Raw genomic sequence first — 17,381 nt, forward strand, 5'->3', positions numbered from 1 at the left:
GCCGAGAGGAACCACCATGACGGCCCCGTCCCGCACCGAACAGCCCGCCCTGCACGATATCTTGGGTGCGCCGCTGCCTCCTGCGCCGGCCTACGGTCGCAATAGCATCGCCGATGTGCTGGAGTCCGCCTCATCCCTCGTGGCTCAGCGAAGCCTGGCGCGCCCCGCGCACGCCCTGGACGCCGATCCGGCCTTCCACTCCTCCGCCGACCCTCTGAACCTGGCTGCCCGCCTGGCCGAGCAGGATGTTGACCCGGACTCCTTCCGCCACGCCTGCGTGATCTTGGTGGACGGCCTGGGCGAGGAGCTGCTCAACCGATACGCCGGCTACGCGCCCGCCCTGCGCAAGAGCCTGAACCTGGGCCCGCTGGACGCCGCGTTCCCCACCACGACCGCCGCCTCACTGACCTCGTTGGGTACCGGCGCCGCACCCGGTGCGCACGGCGTTGCCGGCTACGAGGTGCGCAACCCGGATGGCAACGGGGGAGCGGGCTCGGTCATGAACCACCTGTCCGGTTGGGATCAGTCGGTCGACCCCCACGCCTGGCAGCCGTTGCCGACCGTGCTGGAACGCCACCATACGAACCGCCGCGTGCTCACCATCTCGCTGGGCAAGTACCGCGGCACCGGACTCACCGAGGCCGCCCTGCGCGGCGGAGACTTCGTGGACGCCGTCGGGTACAACGCCCGCGTCACCTACGCCCTGGAGGCGCTCTCCAGCCGCACCCCGACCACCGTGTACCTGTACTGGGGCGAGATTGACGCCGCGGGCCACCGCTACGGCGTGGGCAGTGACGAATGGCTGCAACAGCTTGAGGAACTGAACTCGGCGCTGAAGCGTCTGGCGGAGCGCGCCCCGGCGTGGGCGGCACTCTTCGTGACCGCCGATCACGGCATGGTGAACGTGCCCGAGCATCAGCGCATCGACTACTCCGGCGTTGAGGAGCTGACTCGCAACATCGCGATGACCGCGGGCGAGCCGCGCGCCGTGCACCTCTACCTGGAGGACACCTCGGATGCGGCCCGCGCCGCCACCGCCCAGCGTTGGGCGCAGTACTGGGGTGAGCGCGCCTGGGTGGTGGACTCGCGCGAGCTGATGCGCGCCGGCTACTTCGGACCGATCGTGACCGATGTCGCGCGCTCGCGCATCGGCGACCTGATGGTGTGCGCTCGCGATGACTGGGCGCTCTACGATATGCGCCACTACCAGGAACGGGCCCTGCACATGGTGGGCCAGCACGGCTCGCTCACTGACGCCGAGCGCCTGGTACCCCTGCGCATGCTCAAGACCTTCTAGATTCGGAAGAGCCCCGCTCAGCGGATACAAGCTGAGAAGATAGAAAAAGCCGCCGGTTATTCACGCGAATAACCGGCGGTTTTCTGCTGTCTTGGTGCCTTTGCCTAGAAGCCTTTGTCGGGCGGCGCGAGGGCGGTCGCTTACTTGCGGCCGCCGAAGATGATGTCGTCCCAGGCGGGAACGCTCACGCGCTGCTTCTTCGAGGAAGACTTGGGCTTCTCGGCTGCGGGGGCCTTGGCGGGTTCCTCGGCCGCACCTGCTGCTTCTGCGGGCTCATCCTGCGCCGCGGGAGCCTCGGCGCTCTCGGCTGCCTCGGTCTCGGGGGAGTGCTTGCCGTACTCCTCCGGTGCCGGATGCGCCGCGGGGGTGTGCGCGGAGGGCGCACCGGTCAGCGGGCCTCGATCGGCGGTTGCGGGCTGTGCGGGTTGCTCGGGCTGTTCCTCGTTCGCGCGGGTGGTCGCCTCAGCCTTGGGGGCCTCAGCAGGAGTCTCTGCGGGAGCTTCAGCCTGCGGAGCCTCAGCGGACTCGCGATGCACGAACACCTCGGGCTCCTCAACCTGGGCGGGACGCACCGAGCGGGCGCGTTCCAGAAGCTCCTTGAGCTTACGCTCGTCAGCACTCTCGGAAGAAGCCAGGGGAGCCGGTGCGGGCTCCGGAGCCTTCGGCAGGCGGGCCTGCGGAACCTCCACGGGGGCCTTCTTCGCGGCGGCGGCCACAGCGTCCTCGCTATTGCCCATCAGGAAGTACGCGGCCTCGTTCGAGGCGTACAGGCCCTGGTTCGCGGGGTTGTACACCCAGCGGGCGGGGAACATCACCTGCGAGGGCAGGTTCTGACGCACCGAATCCTTCAGCGCAATATCAACCTCAACGCGCCACTGGCCGTTCTCCTGCTGGCGGGTCGTCCAATCCTGGGTGGCCTCCTCAAAACCGTAACGCTCCGAAACCTCCTCAATGCGGGCGCTGAGCGTCACCGGAATCTGCGCGCTGCCCGAAGCCGAATCGCGGCGGCCAATCTTCACGCTCTGAGCGGCGCGAATAATGTGGGCGCGCTCGGCCACGATCGGCCACTCGTAGCGGCGCACGCGCTCCGGCTCCCAGCCGGACTCCTCCGCAATCTCCTCAACGGAGGCACCCTGACGGAAACGGGTCTGAATATCGCGCGGGCCGTAGGTGCCCTTAGCGCCCAGGCCGCGGGCGGGCTGAATACGGCGAGCCTTGGTGATGCTCGTGCGCAGGTAAGCGTCAATGGGCAGCAAGAAGCGAGTGCCGTCGGCAGACTCAAGCACCAGATTTTCGCCGTCATCGTGCACGCCAATCAGACGTAGCTCAAGCATGAGAACCTCCATAGGTGAACCGGGCGCCTTCCGTGAAATGTGGTGCACGGAACGCAAACTACCTTCCAGGGTACCGTGAAAGCGCGCAAAATCAGTAGCGCGGGGGCTTGTTTGGGCCAAAAAATATGTCCCGCGCCATCTTTATTGCACAGAATATGACGCCGTATATGCTCAAAGCTCACGCTGGATTAGACAAAAGGGTGTTCAATGGTGAACAATACCTGGCATGTCGTCACGGGCGTAGCGGCGGCATGGAGAATTTTAAAACCAGAGTGGCGCGGCTAACGCGGCCACAGATTCAATAGATTCAACGGAGCGTGAAAGTTTGGCAACTGATTACGATGCACCTCGCAAGCAGGACGAAGAGCAGAGCGAAGAGTCCTACGAGGAGCTCAACGCGCGCCGTTCCGACATGCAGTCCGGCGCGGTAGATGAGGACGAGAACAGCGCCGCCGAGAGCTTCGAGCTTCCCGGCGCCGACCTCTCCAACGAGGAGCTGAACGTCGTGGTTCTGCCCGCTCAGGACGACGAGTTCACCTGCGCATCCTGCTTCCTGGTCCGCCACCGCTCGCAGATTGCACGCGAGGACGGCGGCCTGTACTACTGCGTCGAATGCGAAGGCTAATATTCCAAGGATGGGTAACCCCCACCCGATAGACATCTGAACGGGGCGAGTGCCACACGGCACCGCCCCGTTGAGTATGCCTCCGCACCCGCCGCGCGGAGCCTGGCACACACATCCCGAAAGGACCGACCCCGATGAACCCCATCAACGTTCACATTAAGCTGCTCGATCCCGAGCTGCCCGCCCCCTCCTACGCCAAGCCCGGTGACGCCGGCGCCGATCTGCGCTCGCGCATCGAATTCGAGCTGGAGCCGGGCGAGCGTGCGCTCGTGCCCACCGGCGTGGCCATTGCCCTGCCCGAGGGTTACGTGGGTCTGGTGCATCCGCGCTCGGGTCTGGCCACCAAGCACGGTATTACCATTGTTAATGCGCCCGGAACCGTTGACTCCGGCTACCGCGGTGAGCTGATGGTCACCCTGCTCAACACCGATAAGACGAAGACTTTCCACGTGAGCCGCGGCGATCGCATCGCTCAGCTGATGATTCAGAAGTACGAGCACGCGACCTTCACCATCGTGGAGGAACTGGACGAGACGGAGCGTGGCTCCAGCGGCTTCGGCTCCAGCGGAGTTCACTAGGACGGGCTCGCACGGGTCCGCCGCGCTGCGGCTCGCGCGTAGAAACGTACCTCCCCTCAACGGATTCTGACGGATTCCCCGGGTGGAGGGAACACAACCCGCACCCGGGGTGCGGCGAAAGGTGGAACACCATGTTCGGATTTGGTAAGAAGAAGAAAGCCGAGGAGGCCGAGAAGGCCGCCATCGACAAGGCTGTCAACGAGGAAATCGAAGAGACCAGCGTCGAGGTCGAGGAGCTGAAGGAGGAGGAGAACTCCGCCGAAGTGATCAAGTACGATCGTGTGAACGGCCCCCACGACATCGAGGAGGTCAGCGAAGAGGATCTCGAGGACTACGTCGACCTGGGCGCCCTGCGCATCAAGATGCACGAGGGCATGAACCTGCGACTCGAGACCGATGACTCGACCGGTGCGGTGATTGCCGCAACCATCACCCGCGACGGTGCAACCCTGCAGGTGCAGGCCTTCGCAGCGCCGCGTACCACCGGCATTTGGGACGACATCCGCCACGACCTGACCGAGTCCGTCGCCTCCCAGGGCGGCACGGTTGAGGTGTACGCCGGCGTTTTCGGTGCCGAGATGCTGACCCGCCTGCCCGCCGTCACCCCGGACGGCAAGCGCGGCGAGCGCATCGCCCGCTTCGTGGGCGTGGACGGCCCCCGCTGGTTCCTGCGCGGCGTCATCTCCGGTGCCGCTGTGCTGGGCGACGAGGCTGCCGCAGCCTCCGTGGAGGAGGTTTTCCGCGATGTGGTGGTGGACCGCGGTGACGACCCGCGCCCGCCCCGCGAGCTGCTGCCCATGACCCTGCCCGCAGACCTGGCTATCGCCGAGGACGACGGCGAGGACGAGGAGCCGAAGGATAATCACCAGGAGCTCCGCCCGATGCCTCGCCGCGGCCCCGAGATCACCGAGATCGGCTAATGCCGAGCTTTTCGCATCATCCGAGCGCGCTCGTGGTTCCCGAGGAGCCCCTGATTGCTCCCGGCTACCCCGAGCGCTTTCGCGTGCGCCTCGCCGGTCGCGTGGAGCAGGTGTGGCTGCCGACGGCCCACAGCAAGCCGATGTACCGCGCCGAGCTGCTGGTCGCCAAGTCGAAGCCGCTGCAGTGGACGAACCCGCGCGCAATCATCGGCATGCCCATTGTGGAGCCTCCGGGCGAGGATTTTGACGAAGATGCTGAGGCTCCCACGGATGCCGGGAAGCACCTGAACACGGCCTCGCTGGCCACGGTCACCTCGCAGCTGGAAACCGTGGATGTGGCTTTTCCCTCCTACCCGCCGTTCAACTACGGCGACCGGGTGATACTCAAGTGGCAGGGCCAGCAGATGGTGCCGGGCATCCTCGCCGGTGCGCTCCTGCGCTGTTCGGGCGTGGTGTCGATTCGCGCGAACCAGCCGATTATTTACAATCCGCGCTACGAGATTGTGCCGCAATTCTTTGTGGAGAAGGGATAACATGAGCTCCGAGCCGACCAGCCCCGACCGGGAGGCCGAGAAGACCGCGCGCGAGACCGTGCCCGCATCCGCCGCACAGCAGGGCCGGGCGAGCGAGCGGAACGAGTCCTCCAAATCGTCCGAGTCGCCGCACCAGTTCGCGCAGGCGGTGAGCGCCTCCATGAGCGCGAACATGCGCCGCACCGCCAATGGTGACGTGGATGTTCTGCACGCCATCGGCGGTTGGCGCGGCCTGGTGGAATCCTCCCTGCCCGCGGTGGCGTTCCTGGTGTTGTTTACCGTGACGAAGGAACTGAACCTTTCGCTGATTGCCGCGCTGGTCGCGGCCGCCGCCTTCACCCTGATTCGCCTGGTGCAGGGGTCCAAGCTGGTGAGCGCCCTGACCGGTCTGGTGGGCGTGGCGATTTGTGCTTTCGCGGCCTACCGCACGGGTAACGCGAGCGACTACTTTGTGGTTGGTTTCTGGACGAACGGCCTGTATTCGCTGGGGTACCTGGTGTCCATGGCGGTGCGTTGGCCGATTACGGGCCTGATTTTCGGAGTGATTCGCGGCGAGGGCCTGACCTGGCGGAAGAACCCGGTGCGGGTGCGCCAGTACATGCTGGCCACCTGGATTATTACGATCCTGATGCTTCTGCGCCTGGCGGTGCAGATGCCCCTGTACTTTGCCAACGCGGTGGAGGCGCTGGGCGCCACCCGCCTGATTATGGGCCTGCCGCTGTACGCTTTGGGCGTGTGGCTGGCCTGGCGCGTTTCGGCCCCCGGAGAGGCGAGCGCGGGCGAGGCGCGCTCGGGAGAGGCCGCCGAGGCTCGCGATGCCGACGAAGCTGAAGCACCTGAGACCGCTAATAGCGCTGACAGCGCTGAGGGCTCTGAAAACCGCTAAAACACACCCCGCACCTTCGTAGAGAATGCTTCATAGAAGATAAGGCGAAAGCCCCGGTCCGTAAGGGGACCGGGGCTTTCGCATCCTCAAATTTAGGGGATAACCACGCCGCGCAAGTCTACGCGAAGAGAGCGCGAATCTGATCCTCACCGGCAATCGTCGTGATGAAGAACAGCTCGTCGCCGCCCTCGAGCGCGACGTCGGGGCTCGGCGGAATCGGGGCGCCATCGCGCAGAATCGCGGTGAGTACCGTATCGGCCGGCCACTGCACGTGGTCCACACGGTAACCGATGATGGGGTGGTCCTCCGGCACAGTGTACTCGGCCAGGGTCGCGCCACCGGCCTGCAGAGTCAGCAGACGCACGACGTCGCCGACCTCCACGGCCTCCTCAACCAGCGCGGTCATCAGGCGCGGGGTGGACACGGCCACATCCACGCCCCAGGAGTCGTCGAAGAGCCACTCGTTGCGGGGGTTATTCACGCGGGCCACGGTGCGCGGCACGCCGAACTCGCTGCGCACCAGCAGGGAGACCATCAGGTTTGCCTTGTCGTCACCGGTTGCGGCAACGACCACGTCCGCCTTGTTTGGGTGCACCTGGCGCAGCACGGACAGCTCGCAGGCGTCGCCGATATGCCAGCGCACACCGGGCAGGTCGGCGCGCTTCTTAGCTTCGGGCTTGGAATCGATGATGGTCACGTCGTGTCCGTTCATCATGAGCTCCTTGGCAATCGACGCACCCACGGAACCGGCACCGACGATGAGTACCTTCATTACTTCTCCTTAGGGTTCGGGCGCTGGCGGCCAAAGAGCTGGCGGGGATCGGGCAGGGAGGGGGTCCCGGATCCAGGGGTGGCCTTACTCGTGGCGGAACGCAACCAGTCCATATTCGCGTCGGTGCGGTACTCCACCTCCTCGTCCTCGGTGCGCGGCGGGCGCGAAAGAATACGCGTCACATCGGCGACGTCGTCGGTACGCATCATCACGTGCACGCTATCACCCTGCTGGTAGGCGCTATCGGGGCGGGGGAGCATACCCTCACCAAAGCGGGTGATGTAGGCGATGCGCACCCCGGCGGCACGCTCAATGTCGACGAGCGCGTGGCCGGCCCAGCCGTCATCCAGCGGAATCTCGGTGAGCATGAGACGGCCCGAAGGCTCACGGAAATCACCCTTCAGGGCCTGCTCGGGCAGCAGACGGCGCAACACCTGATCGGTAGACCAGCGCACCGAGGCCACCGTGGGGATGCCCATGCGCTGGAAGAATTCGGCGCGGTTGGGATCGTACACGCGAGCCACCACGTTCTTCACCTTGAACAGCTCGCGAGCCACACGCGCGGCAATGATGTTCGAGTTATCACCCGACGAGACGGCGGCAAAGGCGTAGGCCTCGGTAATTCCGGCGCGCTTGAGGGTCTCCTGATCGAAACCCACACCGGTCACCAGCTGACCCTCAAAACCCTTGCGCAACGGCTGGAAGGCGCGCTCATCCTGATCGATGACGGCAACCGTGTGCCCGGAAGCCTCCAGCGTGCGGGCCAGCATGACGCCCACACGCCCGGCGCCCATGATGACAAAGTGAGGCATGCTTCTCTCCATGTGTTGATGACGCGCTTTAACGCATACCCTTCCAGTGTAATTGAACCGCTCATTGAATTGAGCTTTGGGGCCCGGGAAGATAGCCTTAATAGGTGAGAAATCGTTGGGACAGGATGCGCATCGCCCTGATCGGTCGACCGGTCAGCACGCGGAACCTTTCGGCAGTGACCCTGCCGAAGCGGTACGCCCTGCCCCTTTTCGGTGCCGACGGTATCTCCTCGGTGGCCTATGCTGCCGACCAGACAATCCTGACCCTGGCCGCGGCGGGTGCTTCGGCGCTCGCGTTCTCCCCGTGGGTTGGCCTGGCGGTCGCCCTGGTGGGGCTGGTGGTCATCGGCACCTACCGCTACAACATCAGCCAGATTGCCGCCGAGGGCGATATTCAGCTGGTGCACAAGAAGCTGGGCGCGCTACCCTCGGTCATGATGGGTGCCTCCTCGCTCATGGACTACATGCTGACGGTGTCGGTGTCCATGTCTTCGGCGGCCACATTCCTCGTGGCCCTGTACCCCGAGATTCAGGATTGGCGCACAACGATTGCGGTGTTGCTCATCCTGGCTCTGACGCTCACGGCCCTGCGCGGTCTGCAGCTTATGGGCAAGATTGCTCACTGGCCGCTGTACATCTTCCTGGCGCTACTGGGAATCACCCTGATTATTGGTTGGGTGCGTGCCTCCGTGGGCGCCCTGCCCGTGGCCGAATCCGCCGGCTACGCCATCGTGCCGGAGCTAGGCAGCAACGCCACCGAAGGCGTGGCGCTCATGCTGCTGCTGGCACGCTCCTTCTCGGGAGGCGCGGTTGCCTTTTCCGGCGTGTCGACGATTTCCAATTCGGTCCGCTACTTCCGCCCGCCCAAGAAGTACAACGCGGCCCTGACCATGATGATGATGGGCATCATCACCTCCGTTCTGCTGGTGGGCCTGTTGAGCCTGGCCTACCTCACGCACGTGCACATGGTGCATGACACGACCCAATTCCTCTTCATCGACGGGCGCGCGCCGGGGGAGTACTTCCACCAGAAGCCCGCCCTCTACCAGGTGGCTCTCGCGGTGTACCGCGACACCCCGATTTACGCGCAGCTGCTGGTGTTTGCGACTGTGGGCGTGCTGATTATCGCTTCGATTACCGCGTTCACCGGCTTCCCCATGATCGCCTCCTCCCTGGCGGACTACCAGTACCTGCCCGTCTTCTTCCGCAGCGTGGATTCCCGCGGCCTGTACACCAACGGCGTGCTGACCCTCGCGGGCTTCTCGACGATGCTCACCGTGCTCTTCGGCTCGGATGTCTACTCCCTGATTCAGCTGTACATTGTGGGTATGTGTATCTCCATGGCCATGGTGCAGCTGGCCGTGGTGCGTTACCGCATGCGCCTGCTGCGCGTTACCCTGGCCCAGATGCCCCGCCGCGCCCTCCTGCGCGATATCGCGGTGTCCGCCCTGGGCGTGACCGTCACCGCCGCCGTACTCGTTGTGGTGATCGTCACGAAGCTCGGTGCCGGCGCCTGGCTGTCCCTCGGAATGATTGCCCTCATGGTTGGAGGTATGATGCTCACTCACCGCCGTTACGCCACGGTCGATGAAGCCATGGATATGCCGCTGAACGCCGAGTCCGTGGCGGATGTGGCGGCTCTGCCCTCGCGCGTGCACGCCATCGTGTACGTGGAACGCGTGCGCAGGCCCGCGGTGCGTGCCCTCTCGTATGCGCGTGCCTCGCGCCCCTCGACGATTGAGGCGCTCACCGTCAACAACGACCGCGCGGCTCTCGAGGTCGTGAAGAACCGCTGGTACGCCCTCGACATCCCCGTGCCGCTGTCGGTCATCGACTCGCCCTACCGCGATACCGTGCAGGCCGTGGTCTCGTACATTCGCCGCCGCCGCAAGAAGTCGCCGCGCGACATTCTGGTCGTGTACCTGCCCGAATTCGTGGTGGATCACTGGTGGCAGCGTATTCTGCACCGTCGCACGGTGCGCCGCCTGAAGAAGGCGCTGCTGCACGAGCCGGGCGTGATGACCGCGACCGTGCCGTGGGCCATGCACGAGGACGAAGTGTACGACGAAATCTCCGATCAGCGCCTGCAGTCCGAAGAGGTCGTCGAGGAGACGACCGCCCCGGGAGAGAACCCCGCCCTGGCACCGAACGTCACCCGCCCCGCCGGTGGCGGCCGAGAGCTCACCCAGAGCAACCGCCATGCGGTCTACCGCGGCCGGTTGCACGAGGATTCTGCATCCTAAGCTACGCGGGCGAGCGCAACTTCCCGAGAGCTTCCCTAGAAAACGGCGGCCCCGAAGAGCCGTGCTGAAACATGAGGGGACCGCGCTGAAAAGCTCGCCCTATTGCCTTGCTACAAGCACCTGCTGCAAATGCCCCGGACCGGCACGGTGAGGGCTTCACCGCACTTCACCCCCGGGGAGCGTCGAAACCCGAGACCCCGAATATTTCGGTGTAAAATAGTTCACATTAAGTGATGATTAGGAGACAACGTCGTGACTCAACACACCACTGACCCCGCTGCCGCCTCCACAGAAGCAGGCGGTTACAGCGTCGGCCAAGTCCTCACCGTCACCTGTGAAGCACCCGCCCACGGAGGCTCCTTCGTCGCCCGCACCGCAGAGGGCGTCATCTTCGTTCGCCACGGCGTTGTCGGCGAGCAGGCTCGCGTGCGCATCACCTCCATCGGCCCCAAGCGCCGCTACTACTTCGCGGACGTCATCGACGTTCCCGTGCCCTCCCTTGCCCGCCGCCCCCATCCCTGGATTCAGGCCGATGCGCTCGCCAGCGCCGAGGAGCGCGCCGCCGCAACCGGCGTACCCGAGCTGCTGGGCGGCATGGAGTACGGTCACCTCGCGCTGGATGAGCAGCGCCGCTACAAGACCGATATTGTGCGCACCCAGATTCACCGTCTGGGCGGCCTGCCGCTGACCTCTCCGCTGCTGACGAACCTGACCGTCGAGGAGCTGCCCCTGCGCGATAACTCCGAGGGGCTGTCGTGGCGAACCCGCGTGCGCTACGCCGTGGCCCGCGTGCGTGAGGAAAACGCAGAGGGCCGACCCGTCGTGACCTGGCGCGTCGCCATGCACCCGTACCACGCCTCCTCGCCGGTCCCGGTCGTTGATTTTCCGCTTGCGGCCAGGGAGTTGCGCGACCTGCACCTGGAGCAGCTGAACCTGCGCGGTGTGCGCGAGGTGGAGGCGACCGTCTCCTCCCGCGGCCGGGTGCTGCTGCAGTTCATCGTGGACCCGCGCTTCTCGATTGACGAGATTGCGCGCGCGGTGGAGGAGCAGGCCACCGAGGCCTGGGGACTGCTCGCTAAGCGTAAGGTGTCCCTCTACTTCACCCCGGAGTCGACCTCGAACGGCAAGCCTAAGCGCCGCCGTCCCGGCGCTTCCCACACACCCTACCGCCGCGTGGAGGAAAGCGACCGCCTGCTCGGCGCTGGCCTGCGTTCGGTGACCGAGGAGGTGACCTTCGGTCCCCGCCGCTTCAGCTACCAGGTTTCGGCCGGCGGTTTCTGGCAGATTCACCGTTCGGCTCCTTCGACCATGATTGCGGCGATGCTGACCATGCTGCGCCCGCAGGAGGGCGAGTGCGCCCTCGACCTGTACGCCGGAGCGGGCCTGTTCACCGCGGCCCTGGCCGATGCGGTGGGACCCACCGGAACGGTCATCAGCATCGAGGGTTCCCCCGTGACCCACAAGGACGCCCGCTCCAACTTTGCGCCCGACGGATGCTCCCGCACCGATAACTCGGCGCAGACCCGCATCGAGGTGATTCGCGGTGACGTGGCGCGCCACCTGGTCGACCTGAAGACCGCCCGCGACTTCGAGCAGATTCCGCCGATTGACGCCGTGGTTCTGGACCCCTCGCGTGAGGGCGCCAACCGCACCACCCTGGAGCGCCTGGACGCTCTGGATCCCGGCCGCATCCTGTACGTGGCCTGCGATCCGGCGGCCCTGGGGCGCGACACCGGTATTCTGCGTGAACTCGGCTGGGATATGGTGCAGCTGCGGGCCTTCGACATGTACCCGAACACGCACCACGTTGAGAGCGTGGCGCTCTTCGAGCGGGCACCGGCAAAGCCTCGCCCGCGTCGTCGCCGCAAGTAGGCGGCGGGTTGGCCGCGGCTCGTCCTTCGGCAGAGGAGGACGGGACGCGGGCCGGCGTTCGATTGGCGGCAGACCTGCCCGGGGTGCCGTCGGAAGAGGGGAGAACTCGTCTCACCTGACGGTGACGCGAATCTGATTTTTAGCCCCTTAAAAGGTAAAATCATTGGAGAACCAACGCACGGAATGAGCCGTGCCCTGAACCCTTGAGGAGTGTGGGTGTATGTCTGCTGAAAATGCGTCGCCGCAGGAGAACAACCCGAAGGCCGCCACCCCCGGAGCACCCACCGTAGATTACAGCCTTGGCGATGGCCACACGGCCCGCCTGCTGCCCGGCATCAAGGACCCCTCCGACCTGCGCAACCTGAGCTACGAGCAGCTGGAGGAGCTCTCCAACGAGATTCGCCAGTTCATCGTGACGAACGTTTCGGCGACCGGCGGCCACCTGGGCCCGAACCTGGGCGTTGTGGAGCTGACCCTTGGCATCCACCGCATTTTCGATTCCCCCAAGGACAACATCCTCTTTGACACCGGCCACCAGTCCTACGTGCACAAGCTCGTGACCGGCCGTCATGCGTTTAAGACTCTGCGCCAGAAGGGCGGCCTCTCGGGCTACCCCGACCGCAACGAGTCCAAGCACGACATTATTGCCTCCTCGCATGCCTCCAGCTCTATCTCCTGGGCCGACGGCATTTCGCGCGCCAACCGTATTAACGGTGAGGACGACCGCTACACCGTCGTGCTCATCGGCGACGGCGCGCTCACCGGCGGCATGGCCTGGGAGGCCGTGAATAACATCGCCGCCGACCGTAGCCGCAAGGTCGTAATCATCGTGAACGATAACGGCCGCTCCTACGCGCCCACCATCGGCGGTTTCGCCAACCAGCTTTCCGAGCTCAAGCACGGCGTGCAGCAGCAGGTGGACCGCGTTCGCCTGGACCACCGCTACGACCGCGCCCTCGACGCGGTGCGCGTGGGCCTGCAGCGGGGCGGCGCCCTGGGCCAGATGATTTACCGAGGCCTGCACGGCATGAAGGCCGGCATCAAGGACGTGGTGGTGCCCAAGGGTATCTTCGAGGAACTCGGCATGAAGTACGTGGGCCCCATCGACGGCCACGATCAGCAGGCTGTGGAGAACGCCCTGACCGCCGCGAAGAACTACGGGGGCCCGGTCATCGTGCACGCCATCACCGAGAAGGGCCACAGTTATGCGCCCGCCCGCGCGAACAAGGACGACCAGTTCCACGCGGTCGGCCCGATTGACCCGCTGACCGGTAATGCCGTCTCCAAGAGCACCGCCGAGTCCTGGACCAGCGTCTTTGGCCGTGAGATTGCAGATATTGCGGATGAGCAGGAGAACGTCGTCGGCATCACCGGCGCTATGCTCATTCCCGTGGGTCTGCGCGAGTTCCAGAAGCGCCACCCCGACCGCGTGATTGACGTGGGCATCGCCGAGCAGCACGCCATCGCCATGAGCGCGGGCCTCGCCTACGGCGGCATGCATCCGGTCGTCGCGCTCTACGCGACCTTCCTGAACCGCGGTTTCGACCAGCTGCTCATGGATGTGGCACTGCACAAGGCCGGCGTGACCGTGGTCCTGGACCGCTCCGGCATCACCGGCCCCGACGGCGCAAGCCACCACGGCATGTGGGACTTGGCGATGCTGCAGTTCATCCCCGGGCTGCACCTGGCCGCCCCGCGTGACGCCGCAACCCTGCGCGAGGAGCTGCGCGAAGCCGTAGCCATCAACGACGCACCCACCGTGATTCGCTACCCCAAGGGCTCCGTGGGCGAGGACATCCCCGCTATTGAGCGCCGCGCCGACGGTGTAGACGTTCTGGCCCGCACCGGCGAACCGCATCCCGAGACCGGCCAGCGCGACGTGCTCTTCGTGGCCGTGGGCGCCATGGCCCGCGTGGCCCTGGAGGTTTCCAAGATTCTGGCCGCAGAGGACATTGAGTCCACCGTGATTGACCCGCGCTGGATCATTCCCGTTCCCTCCTCCGTCGTGGAGCTGGCCCGTGACCACCGCATCGTGGTGACCATCGAGGACGGCGTGCGTTCCGGCGGCGTGGGTGCGCGCATCCGACAGGAGATGCGTGAGGCCGGCGTCGATACGGCCCTGAGCGAGCTGGGTCTGCCCGCCGAGTTCATCCCGCACGCATCGCGCGAGCAGATTCTGGAGGAGGTTGGCCTGACCCCCGAGCGAATCGCCGCGGATGTGCGTGCCCAGCTGGCCGGCGACAAGGTGCCCTTCGCCCGCGAAGAGGGCCAGAAGCCCCGCCACACCGCGTAGCCGTAACGCGTAAAAGTTAGAGACGCAGAAAACCCAGCTACCCCGACCGGGTAGCTGGGTTTTCTGCGTTTTCGACGGTGCACTTCAAGAGCGTAATTCAACAGTGCACTTCAACGGCACACGAAACTAAAACGGGGCGGATACGAGCCCTAGCTGTTGTTTCCCACAAAGATACGGCCGTCTTTCACCTGCACCGAGTAGGTCTTCAGCGGGGTCTCCGCCGGGCCGTGCAGCACCGAACCGTCGGCGGTCGCGAACTCCGAACCATGGCAGGGGCACACGATGCGGTTCGAATCCTGCACCTGCAACTGGCACCCCTGGTGAGTGCACACGGGGCTGTACGCCTTGTACTGACCCTCGGACGGCTGGGCCACAATCACGGTCGTGGTGCCGCGGGTCAGCTTAGCGGCCTTACCCACGCCCACCGAAGACGCGGCTGCCATATCCACGGTTCCGTCGGGCGCGGTCACCGTCGTGCCGCCGCCCTCGGCGCAGGAAGCCAGCGCCGCGGTGGAGGCCAGGGCCCCGGTCACCAGGGTTGCACGGCGCGAAAACAGACGGGACGAGGCCCTCTCGGCATCCGACGCAAGGTCGGTTTCGGCAGTCGCCGCGGGCTTCACCGAAGCGGACTGCTCCTGAACGCTCGCCTGCCGGCAGCAGGAACAATTCTGAGAAGTAGACATAAATCCTCTTTCGTTGAGCGAAAGCTAACCCAAATGCTTCGCGAATACCGGCGCGATCGCGGGGGCGACCAGACCGGTCTGCCAGTTGCGTGCGCCGTAGGCGGCCAGCGCATCCCGCAGGGACTGCTCGTCGTGACGGGCCGGAGGCTCCCAGCACAGTCGACGCACGTAATCGGTCGTAATCAGGTTCTGCGCCGGAATCGTCAGGCGCTCTGAGAGGTCGTCAATCACCTGGCGAACCTCGGTAAACAGCGCAAGATTCTCGGGGCGCTTCGACTCCCACGCCTTCAACGGGGGAGGGGCGGTCGAGGGCAGGGTGTACGGCACCGCGTTCTCGCCGCGGGCCGCGGATGCGATAGCGCGCACCCAGCGGGGACCCTCACGGCGCAGGCCGCGCGTCTGAAAACCGGGGATGGCCATCACGGCCGGCACGTTGCGGGGCATGGTGCGGGCCGCCTCAATCAACGCGGAATCGGGTAGTAGCCGCTTCGAATCGATGTCCTTCTTGCGGGCCAGCGAATCGCGTTCAACCCACAGGTTACGCAGCGCCGTCAGCTGTTTGACCGACCGCAGGGCAGTGCGGCCCTTCGTCTTGCGCCAACGCTCCGGCTGGTCCGTGGGGTCCTTCACCGGTGATGCGCACAGGTACGCAAACTCCTCTTGAGCGTACTGCAGCTTGCCCTGCTTGCGGAGTAGCTCCTCCAAGGCGTCGCGCAGGTCGATGAGCACGTCAACGTCCAGTAGCGCGTAGTTCAGCCACGACTCCGGCAGGGGACGGTGCGACCAGTCCTCCTTCGAATGCTTTTTCTCCAGCCTGTAGCCCAGAAGCTCCTCAACCGTCGCGCCCAGATTCACGCGTTTCAGGCCCGCCAGGCGAGCACCCAGCTCGGTATCGAATAGACGCTTGGGGCGCATGCCCAGCATGTCGAGGCTCGGGAAGTCCTGAATCGCCGCGTGAATCACCCATTCGGCGTCGGCCAGCGCATCATTAATGATGCGCAGGTCAGAGAAGGCTTCCGGATCGATCAGGTACAGCTTGTCCTCGCGCTTGAGCTGCACTAGGAACGCGCGCGAACCGTAACGGATACCCTGCGCGCGCTCGGTATCAACGGCCACCGGGCCGGAGGCCGCCGCCAGCGACTCGGCCGCACGGCGCAAACCGCTCTCGGTGTTAATCAGCGTGGGAATCGGCGTCGAAGGGGTGTTCAGCGGAACAACCTCGGGAACCTCAATATCCTGAAGGGTCAGCGAACCGTTCGCTTTAGCTGCGCTACTCATGGAACCATCCTCTTCTGACGCTCAGGTGTTGTACATGTAAATCGCCCCGGGCACGCCACACCGGCCCCCAAAGGCACTAGGCCATTCTACCCGTCCCGGCTGAGAGGCTCGAATTAGGGGAATTTGGGTGGCCCCGGGGCCGCTTCTGGATGCTATTCCTCTTCGGCCTTTTCGTTCTCGGCCGGAGTGAGGGTCAGGCACACCGAGTTAATGCAGTAGCGCAGGTCGGTGGGGGTGGGGTAGCCCTCACCCTCGAATACGTGGCCCAGGTGCGAGTCGCAGGCGGCGCATCGCACCTCGACGCGGCGCATGCCGAACGTCGTGTCTTCCAGGTAGCGCACGCGGTCCTCGGCCAGGGGAGCGAAGAACGACGGCCAGCCGCAGTGCGAGTCGAACTTCTGGTCCGAGCGGAACAGCTCCGTGCCGCAGGCCCGGCAGGAGTAGATGCCTTCGGTGTGTGTGTTCCAGTACTCGCCCGTGAAGGGACGCTCCGTGCCGCCCTCGCGCAGCACCGCATATTCTTCGGGGCGGAGGACTTCACGCCAATTCTTTGCGATGGTGCCGACACCCGGCAACGAGTTACCCATGGGATTCTCCTTTAAATCGTTGATCTGTACACATGCATAACGCGGCGGTGGAGAAGTATATTTCCTCAACCGCCGCGGTGCGCAACCTGTGCCGATAATATTCTGTCGCGGGGCAGCACGAGGCTGTTAGGCGCGGATATCTGCGTACTTTCCGTTGGTGAGCTTCAGCAGGTCGTCGGGGGCGAGCTCGACGTCCAGTCCACGCTTGCCTCCGGACACCATGATGGTATCGAAGAGCTGGGCGCTTTCGTCCAGGAGGGTGGGGGAGGGAGTCTTCTGACCCAGCGGAGAAATACCGCCCACCACGTAGCCGGTGCGGCGCTCAGCGACCTTCGGGTCGCACATGGAGGCGCTCTTCCAGCCGAGGGCTGCGGCGGCAGCCTTAATGTTCAGCTTGCCAGAGACCGGCACGATTGCGACGGCGAAATCCTTCTCGTGCACGATCAGCAGGGTCTTGAACACCTGCTCCTCGGAGGCGCCGAGGTTCTTCGCGGCCTCTTCACCGAAGGAGGTGACGCCCTCAACATGCTCGTATTCGCGCATCTGGAAGGGGGTGTTCGTCTCGGTGAGGAGGGCAACGGCGGCCGTTGCTGCTCCGCTCTTCTTACCTTTAGTTTTCTTAGCCATAGACACCATTTTACGGAAGTCACCATGCGCCGAAACACATG

At 65.1% G+C, this 17,381-nt stretch carries 16 protein-coding genes; 9 read left to right on the forward strand and 7 right to left on the reverse strand.

Annotated features, from left to right (window positions below; translation table 11 throughout):
• The first annotated feature begins 16 nt into the window (after positions 1–16).
• Complete coding sequence (locus AC3E6W_RS04815; protein ID WP_490652459.1) at positions 17–1,297, forward strand: alkaline phosphatase family protein; 1,281 nt, start codon at positions 17–19, stop codon at positions 1,295–1,297.
• A gap of 140 nt (positions 1,298–1,437) precedes the next feature.
• On the opposite strand, the gene sepH is transcribed toward AC3E6W_RS04815, so the two are convergent.
• Positions 1,438–2,631: a septation protein SepH gene (sepH, locus tag AC3E6W_RS04820; RefSeq protein WP_490652460.1), complete on the reverse strand. Its 1,194-nt coding sequence runs from the start codon at positions 2,629–2,631 to the stop codon at positions 1,438–1,440.
• Between the two features lie 325 nt (positions 2,632–2,956).
• Here sepH and AC3E6W_RS04825 point away from each other — a divergent pair, with 325 nt between their 5' ends.
• From AC3E6W_RS04825 to AC3E6W_RS04845, 5 genes are all read left to right on the forward strand, one after another.
• Positions 2,957–3,256 (forward strand): DUF4193 domain-containing protein, encoded by a 300-nt coding sequence (locus tag AC3E6W_RS04825; RefSeq protein ID WP_049333595.1) that lies wholly within the window; start codon positions 2,957–2,959, stop codon positions 3,254–3,256.
• A gap of 134 nt (positions 3,257–3,390) precedes the next feature.
• The gene (gene dut / locus AC3E6W_RS04830; protein ID WP_490652461.1) at positions 3,391–3,834 is read left to right on the forward strand and encodes a dUTP diphosphatase; all 444 of its coding nucleotides are present in this window, start codon (positions 3,391–3,393) and stop codon (positions 3,832–3,834) included.
• 131 nt (positions 3,835–3,965) lie between these two features.
• Positions 3,966–4,754: a DUF3710 domain-containing protein gene (locus AC3E6W_RS04835; protein WP_371584613.1), complete on the forward strand. Its 789-nt coding sequence runs from the start codon at positions 3,966–3,968 to the stop codon at positions 4,752–4,754.
• The gene (locus tag AC3E6W_RS04840; RefSeq protein WP_490652462.1) at positions 4,754–5,287 is read left to right on the forward strand and encodes an asparaginase; all 534 of its coding nucleotides are present in this window, start codon (positions 4,754–4,756) and stop codon (positions 5,285–5,287) included. Before AC3E6W_RS04835 ends, AC3E6W_RS04840 begins: the two co-directional genes overlap by 1 nt.
• A 1-nt stretch (position 5,288) precedes the next feature.
• Entirely contained in the window at positions 5,289–6,173 is an 885-nt protein-coding gene (locus AC3E6W_RS04845) for a DUF3159 domain-containing protein (RefSeq protein WP_490652463.1), read from the forward strand.
• 118 nt (positions 6,174–6,291) lie between these two features.
• Here the strand turns inward: AC3E6W_RS04845 and AC3E6W_RS04850 are convergent, their stop codons facing one another.
• Together AC3E6W_RS04850 and AC3E6W_RS04855 are read right to left on the reverse strand one after the other, a co-directional pair.
• Positions 6,292–6,945, reverse strand: coding sequence for a potassium channel family protein (locus AC3E6W_RS04850; RefSeq protein WP_294646508.1), 654 nt, complete (start codon positions 6,943–6,945; stop codon positions 6,292–6,294).
• The gene (locus tag AC3E6W_RS04855; protein WP_049359769.1) at positions 6,945–7,757 is read right to left on the reverse strand and encodes a potassium channel family protein; all 813 of its coding nucleotides are present in this window, start codon (positions 7,755–7,757) and stop codon (positions 6,945–6,947) included. Before AC3E6W_RS04855 ends, AC3E6W_RS04850 begins: the two co-directional genes overlap by 1 nt.
• 176 nt (positions 7,758–7,933) lie before the next feature.
• Between AC3E6W_RS04855 and AC3E6W_RS04860 the strand changes: the two genes are divergently transcribed.
• The 3 genes from AC3E6W_RS04860 to dxs all read left to right on the forward strand — a co-directional run bounded on the left by AC3E6W_RS04860 (position 7,934) and on the right by dxs (position 14,165).
• Positions 7,934–10,000 carry an APC family permease gene (locus AC3E6W_RS04860; RefSeq protein ID WP_490652464.1) on the forward strand — a complete coding sequence of 689 codons (2,067 nt, stop codon included), beginning with the start codon at positions 7,934–7,936 and terminating at the stop codon, positions 9,998–10,000.
• 252 nt (positions 10,001–10,252) lie between these two features.
• Entirely contained in the window at positions 10,253–11,872 is a 1,620-nt protein-coding gene (locus tag AC3E6W_RS04865) for a class I SAM-dependent RNA methyltransferase (RefSeq protein WP_490652465.1), read from the forward strand.
• Between the two features lie 220 nt (positions 11,873–12,092).
• Complete coding sequence (gene dxs, locus AC3E6W_RS04870; RefSeq protein ID WP_490652466.1) at positions 12,093–14,165, forward strand: 1-deoxy-D-xylulose-5-phosphate synthase; 2,073 nt, start codon at positions 12,093–12,095, stop codon at positions 14,163–14,165.
• A gap of 149 nt (positions 14,166–14,314) precedes the next feature.
• Here dxs and AC3E6W_RS04875 read toward each other — a convergent pair whose 3' ends face one another.
• The 4 genes from AC3E6W_RS04875 to ybaK all read right to left on the reverse strand — a co-directional run bounded on the left by AC3E6W_RS04875 (position 14,315) and on the right by ybaK (position 17,340).
• The gene (locus AC3E6W_RS04875; RefSeq protein ID WP_294646516.1) at positions 14,315–14,848 is read right to left on the reverse strand and encodes a Rieske (2Fe-2S) protein; all 534 of its coding nucleotides are present in this window, start codon (positions 14,846–14,848) and stop codon (positions 14,315–14,317) included.
• Positions 14,849–14,872: 24 nt separating this feature from the next.
• The gene (locus tag AC3E6W_RS04880) at positions 14,873–16,126 is read right to left on the reverse strand and encodes an HRDC domain-containing protein (protein WP_070649019.1); all 1,254 of its coding nucleotides are present in this window, start codon (positions 16,124–16,126) and stop codon (positions 14,873–14,875) included.
• A 152-nt stretch (positions 16,127–16,278) separates the two neighbouring features.
• Positions 16,279–16,713 (reverse strand): peptide-methionine (R)-S-oxide reductase MsrB, encoded by a 435-nt coding sequence (gene msrB, locus AC3E6W_RS04885; RefSeq protein WP_049347611.1) that lies wholly within the window; start codon positions 16,711–16,713, stop codon positions 16,279–16,281.
• Between the two features lie 126 nt (positions 16,714–16,839).
• On the reverse strand, positions 16,840–17,340 hold the full coding sequence (ybaK, locus tag AC3E6W_RS04890; RefSeq protein ID WP_005506356.1) for a Cys-tRNA(Pro) deacylase: 501 nt from the start codon (positions 17,338–17,340) through the stop codon (positions 16,840–16,842).
• Positions 17,341–17,381 lie beyond the last annotated feature (41 nt).

The organism is Rothia sp. SCPM-O-B-18226 (M350), from assembly GCF_058213595.1.

Coding starts and splice junctions, on each gene's coding strand:
- AC3E6W_RS04815 (WP_490652459.1), top strand. CDS start 17: ATGACGGCCCCGTCCCGCACCGAACAGCCCGCCCTGCACGATATCTTG.
- sepH (WP_490652460.1), bottom strand. CDS start 2,631: ATGCTTGAGCTACGTCTGATTGGCGTGCACGATGACGGCGAAAATCTG.
- dut (WP_490652461.1), top strand. CDS start 3,391: ATGAACCCCATCAACGTTCACATTAAGCTGCTCGATCCCGAGCTGCCC.
- AC3E6W_RS04835 (WP_371584613.1), top strand. CDS start 3,966: ATGTTCGGATTTGGTAAGAAGAAGAAAGCCGAGGAGGCCGAGAAGGCC.
- AC3E6W_RS04840 (WP_490652462.1), top strand. CDS start 4,754: ATGCCGAGCTTTTCGCATCATCCGAGCGCGCTCGTGGTTCCCGAGGAG.
- AC3E6W_RS04845 (WP_490652463.1), top strand. CDS start 5,289: ATGAGCTCCGAGCCGACCAGCCCCGACCGGGAGGCCGAGAAGACCGCG.
- AC3E6W_RS04850 (WP_294646508.1), bottom strand. CDS start 6,945: ATGAAGGTACTCATCGTCGGTGCCGGTTCCGTGGGTGCGTCGATTGCC.
- AC3E6W_RS04855 (WP_049359769.1), bottom strand. CDS start 7,757: ATGCCTCACTTTGTCATCATGGGCGCCGGGCGTGTGGGCGTCATGCTG.
- dxs (WP_490652466.1), top strand. CDS start 12,093: ATGTCTGCTGAAAATGCGTCGCCGCAGGAGAACAACCCGAAGGCCGCC.
- AC3E6W_RS04875 (WP_294646516.1), bottom strand. CDS start 14,848: ATGTCTACTTCTCAGAATTGTTCCTGCTGCCGGCAGGCGAGCGTTCAG.
- AC3E6W_RS04880 (WP_070649019.1), bottom strand. CDS start 16,126: ATGAGTAGCGCAGCTAAAGCGAACGGTTCGCTGACCCTTCAGGATATT.
- msrB (WP_049347611.1), bottom strand. CDS start 16,713: ATGGGTAACTCGTTGCCGGGTGTCGGCACCATCGCAAAGAATTGGCGT.
- ybaK (WP_005506356.1), bottom strand. CDS start 17,340: ATGGCTAAGAAAACTAAAGGTAAGAAGAGCGGAGCAGCAACGGCCGCC.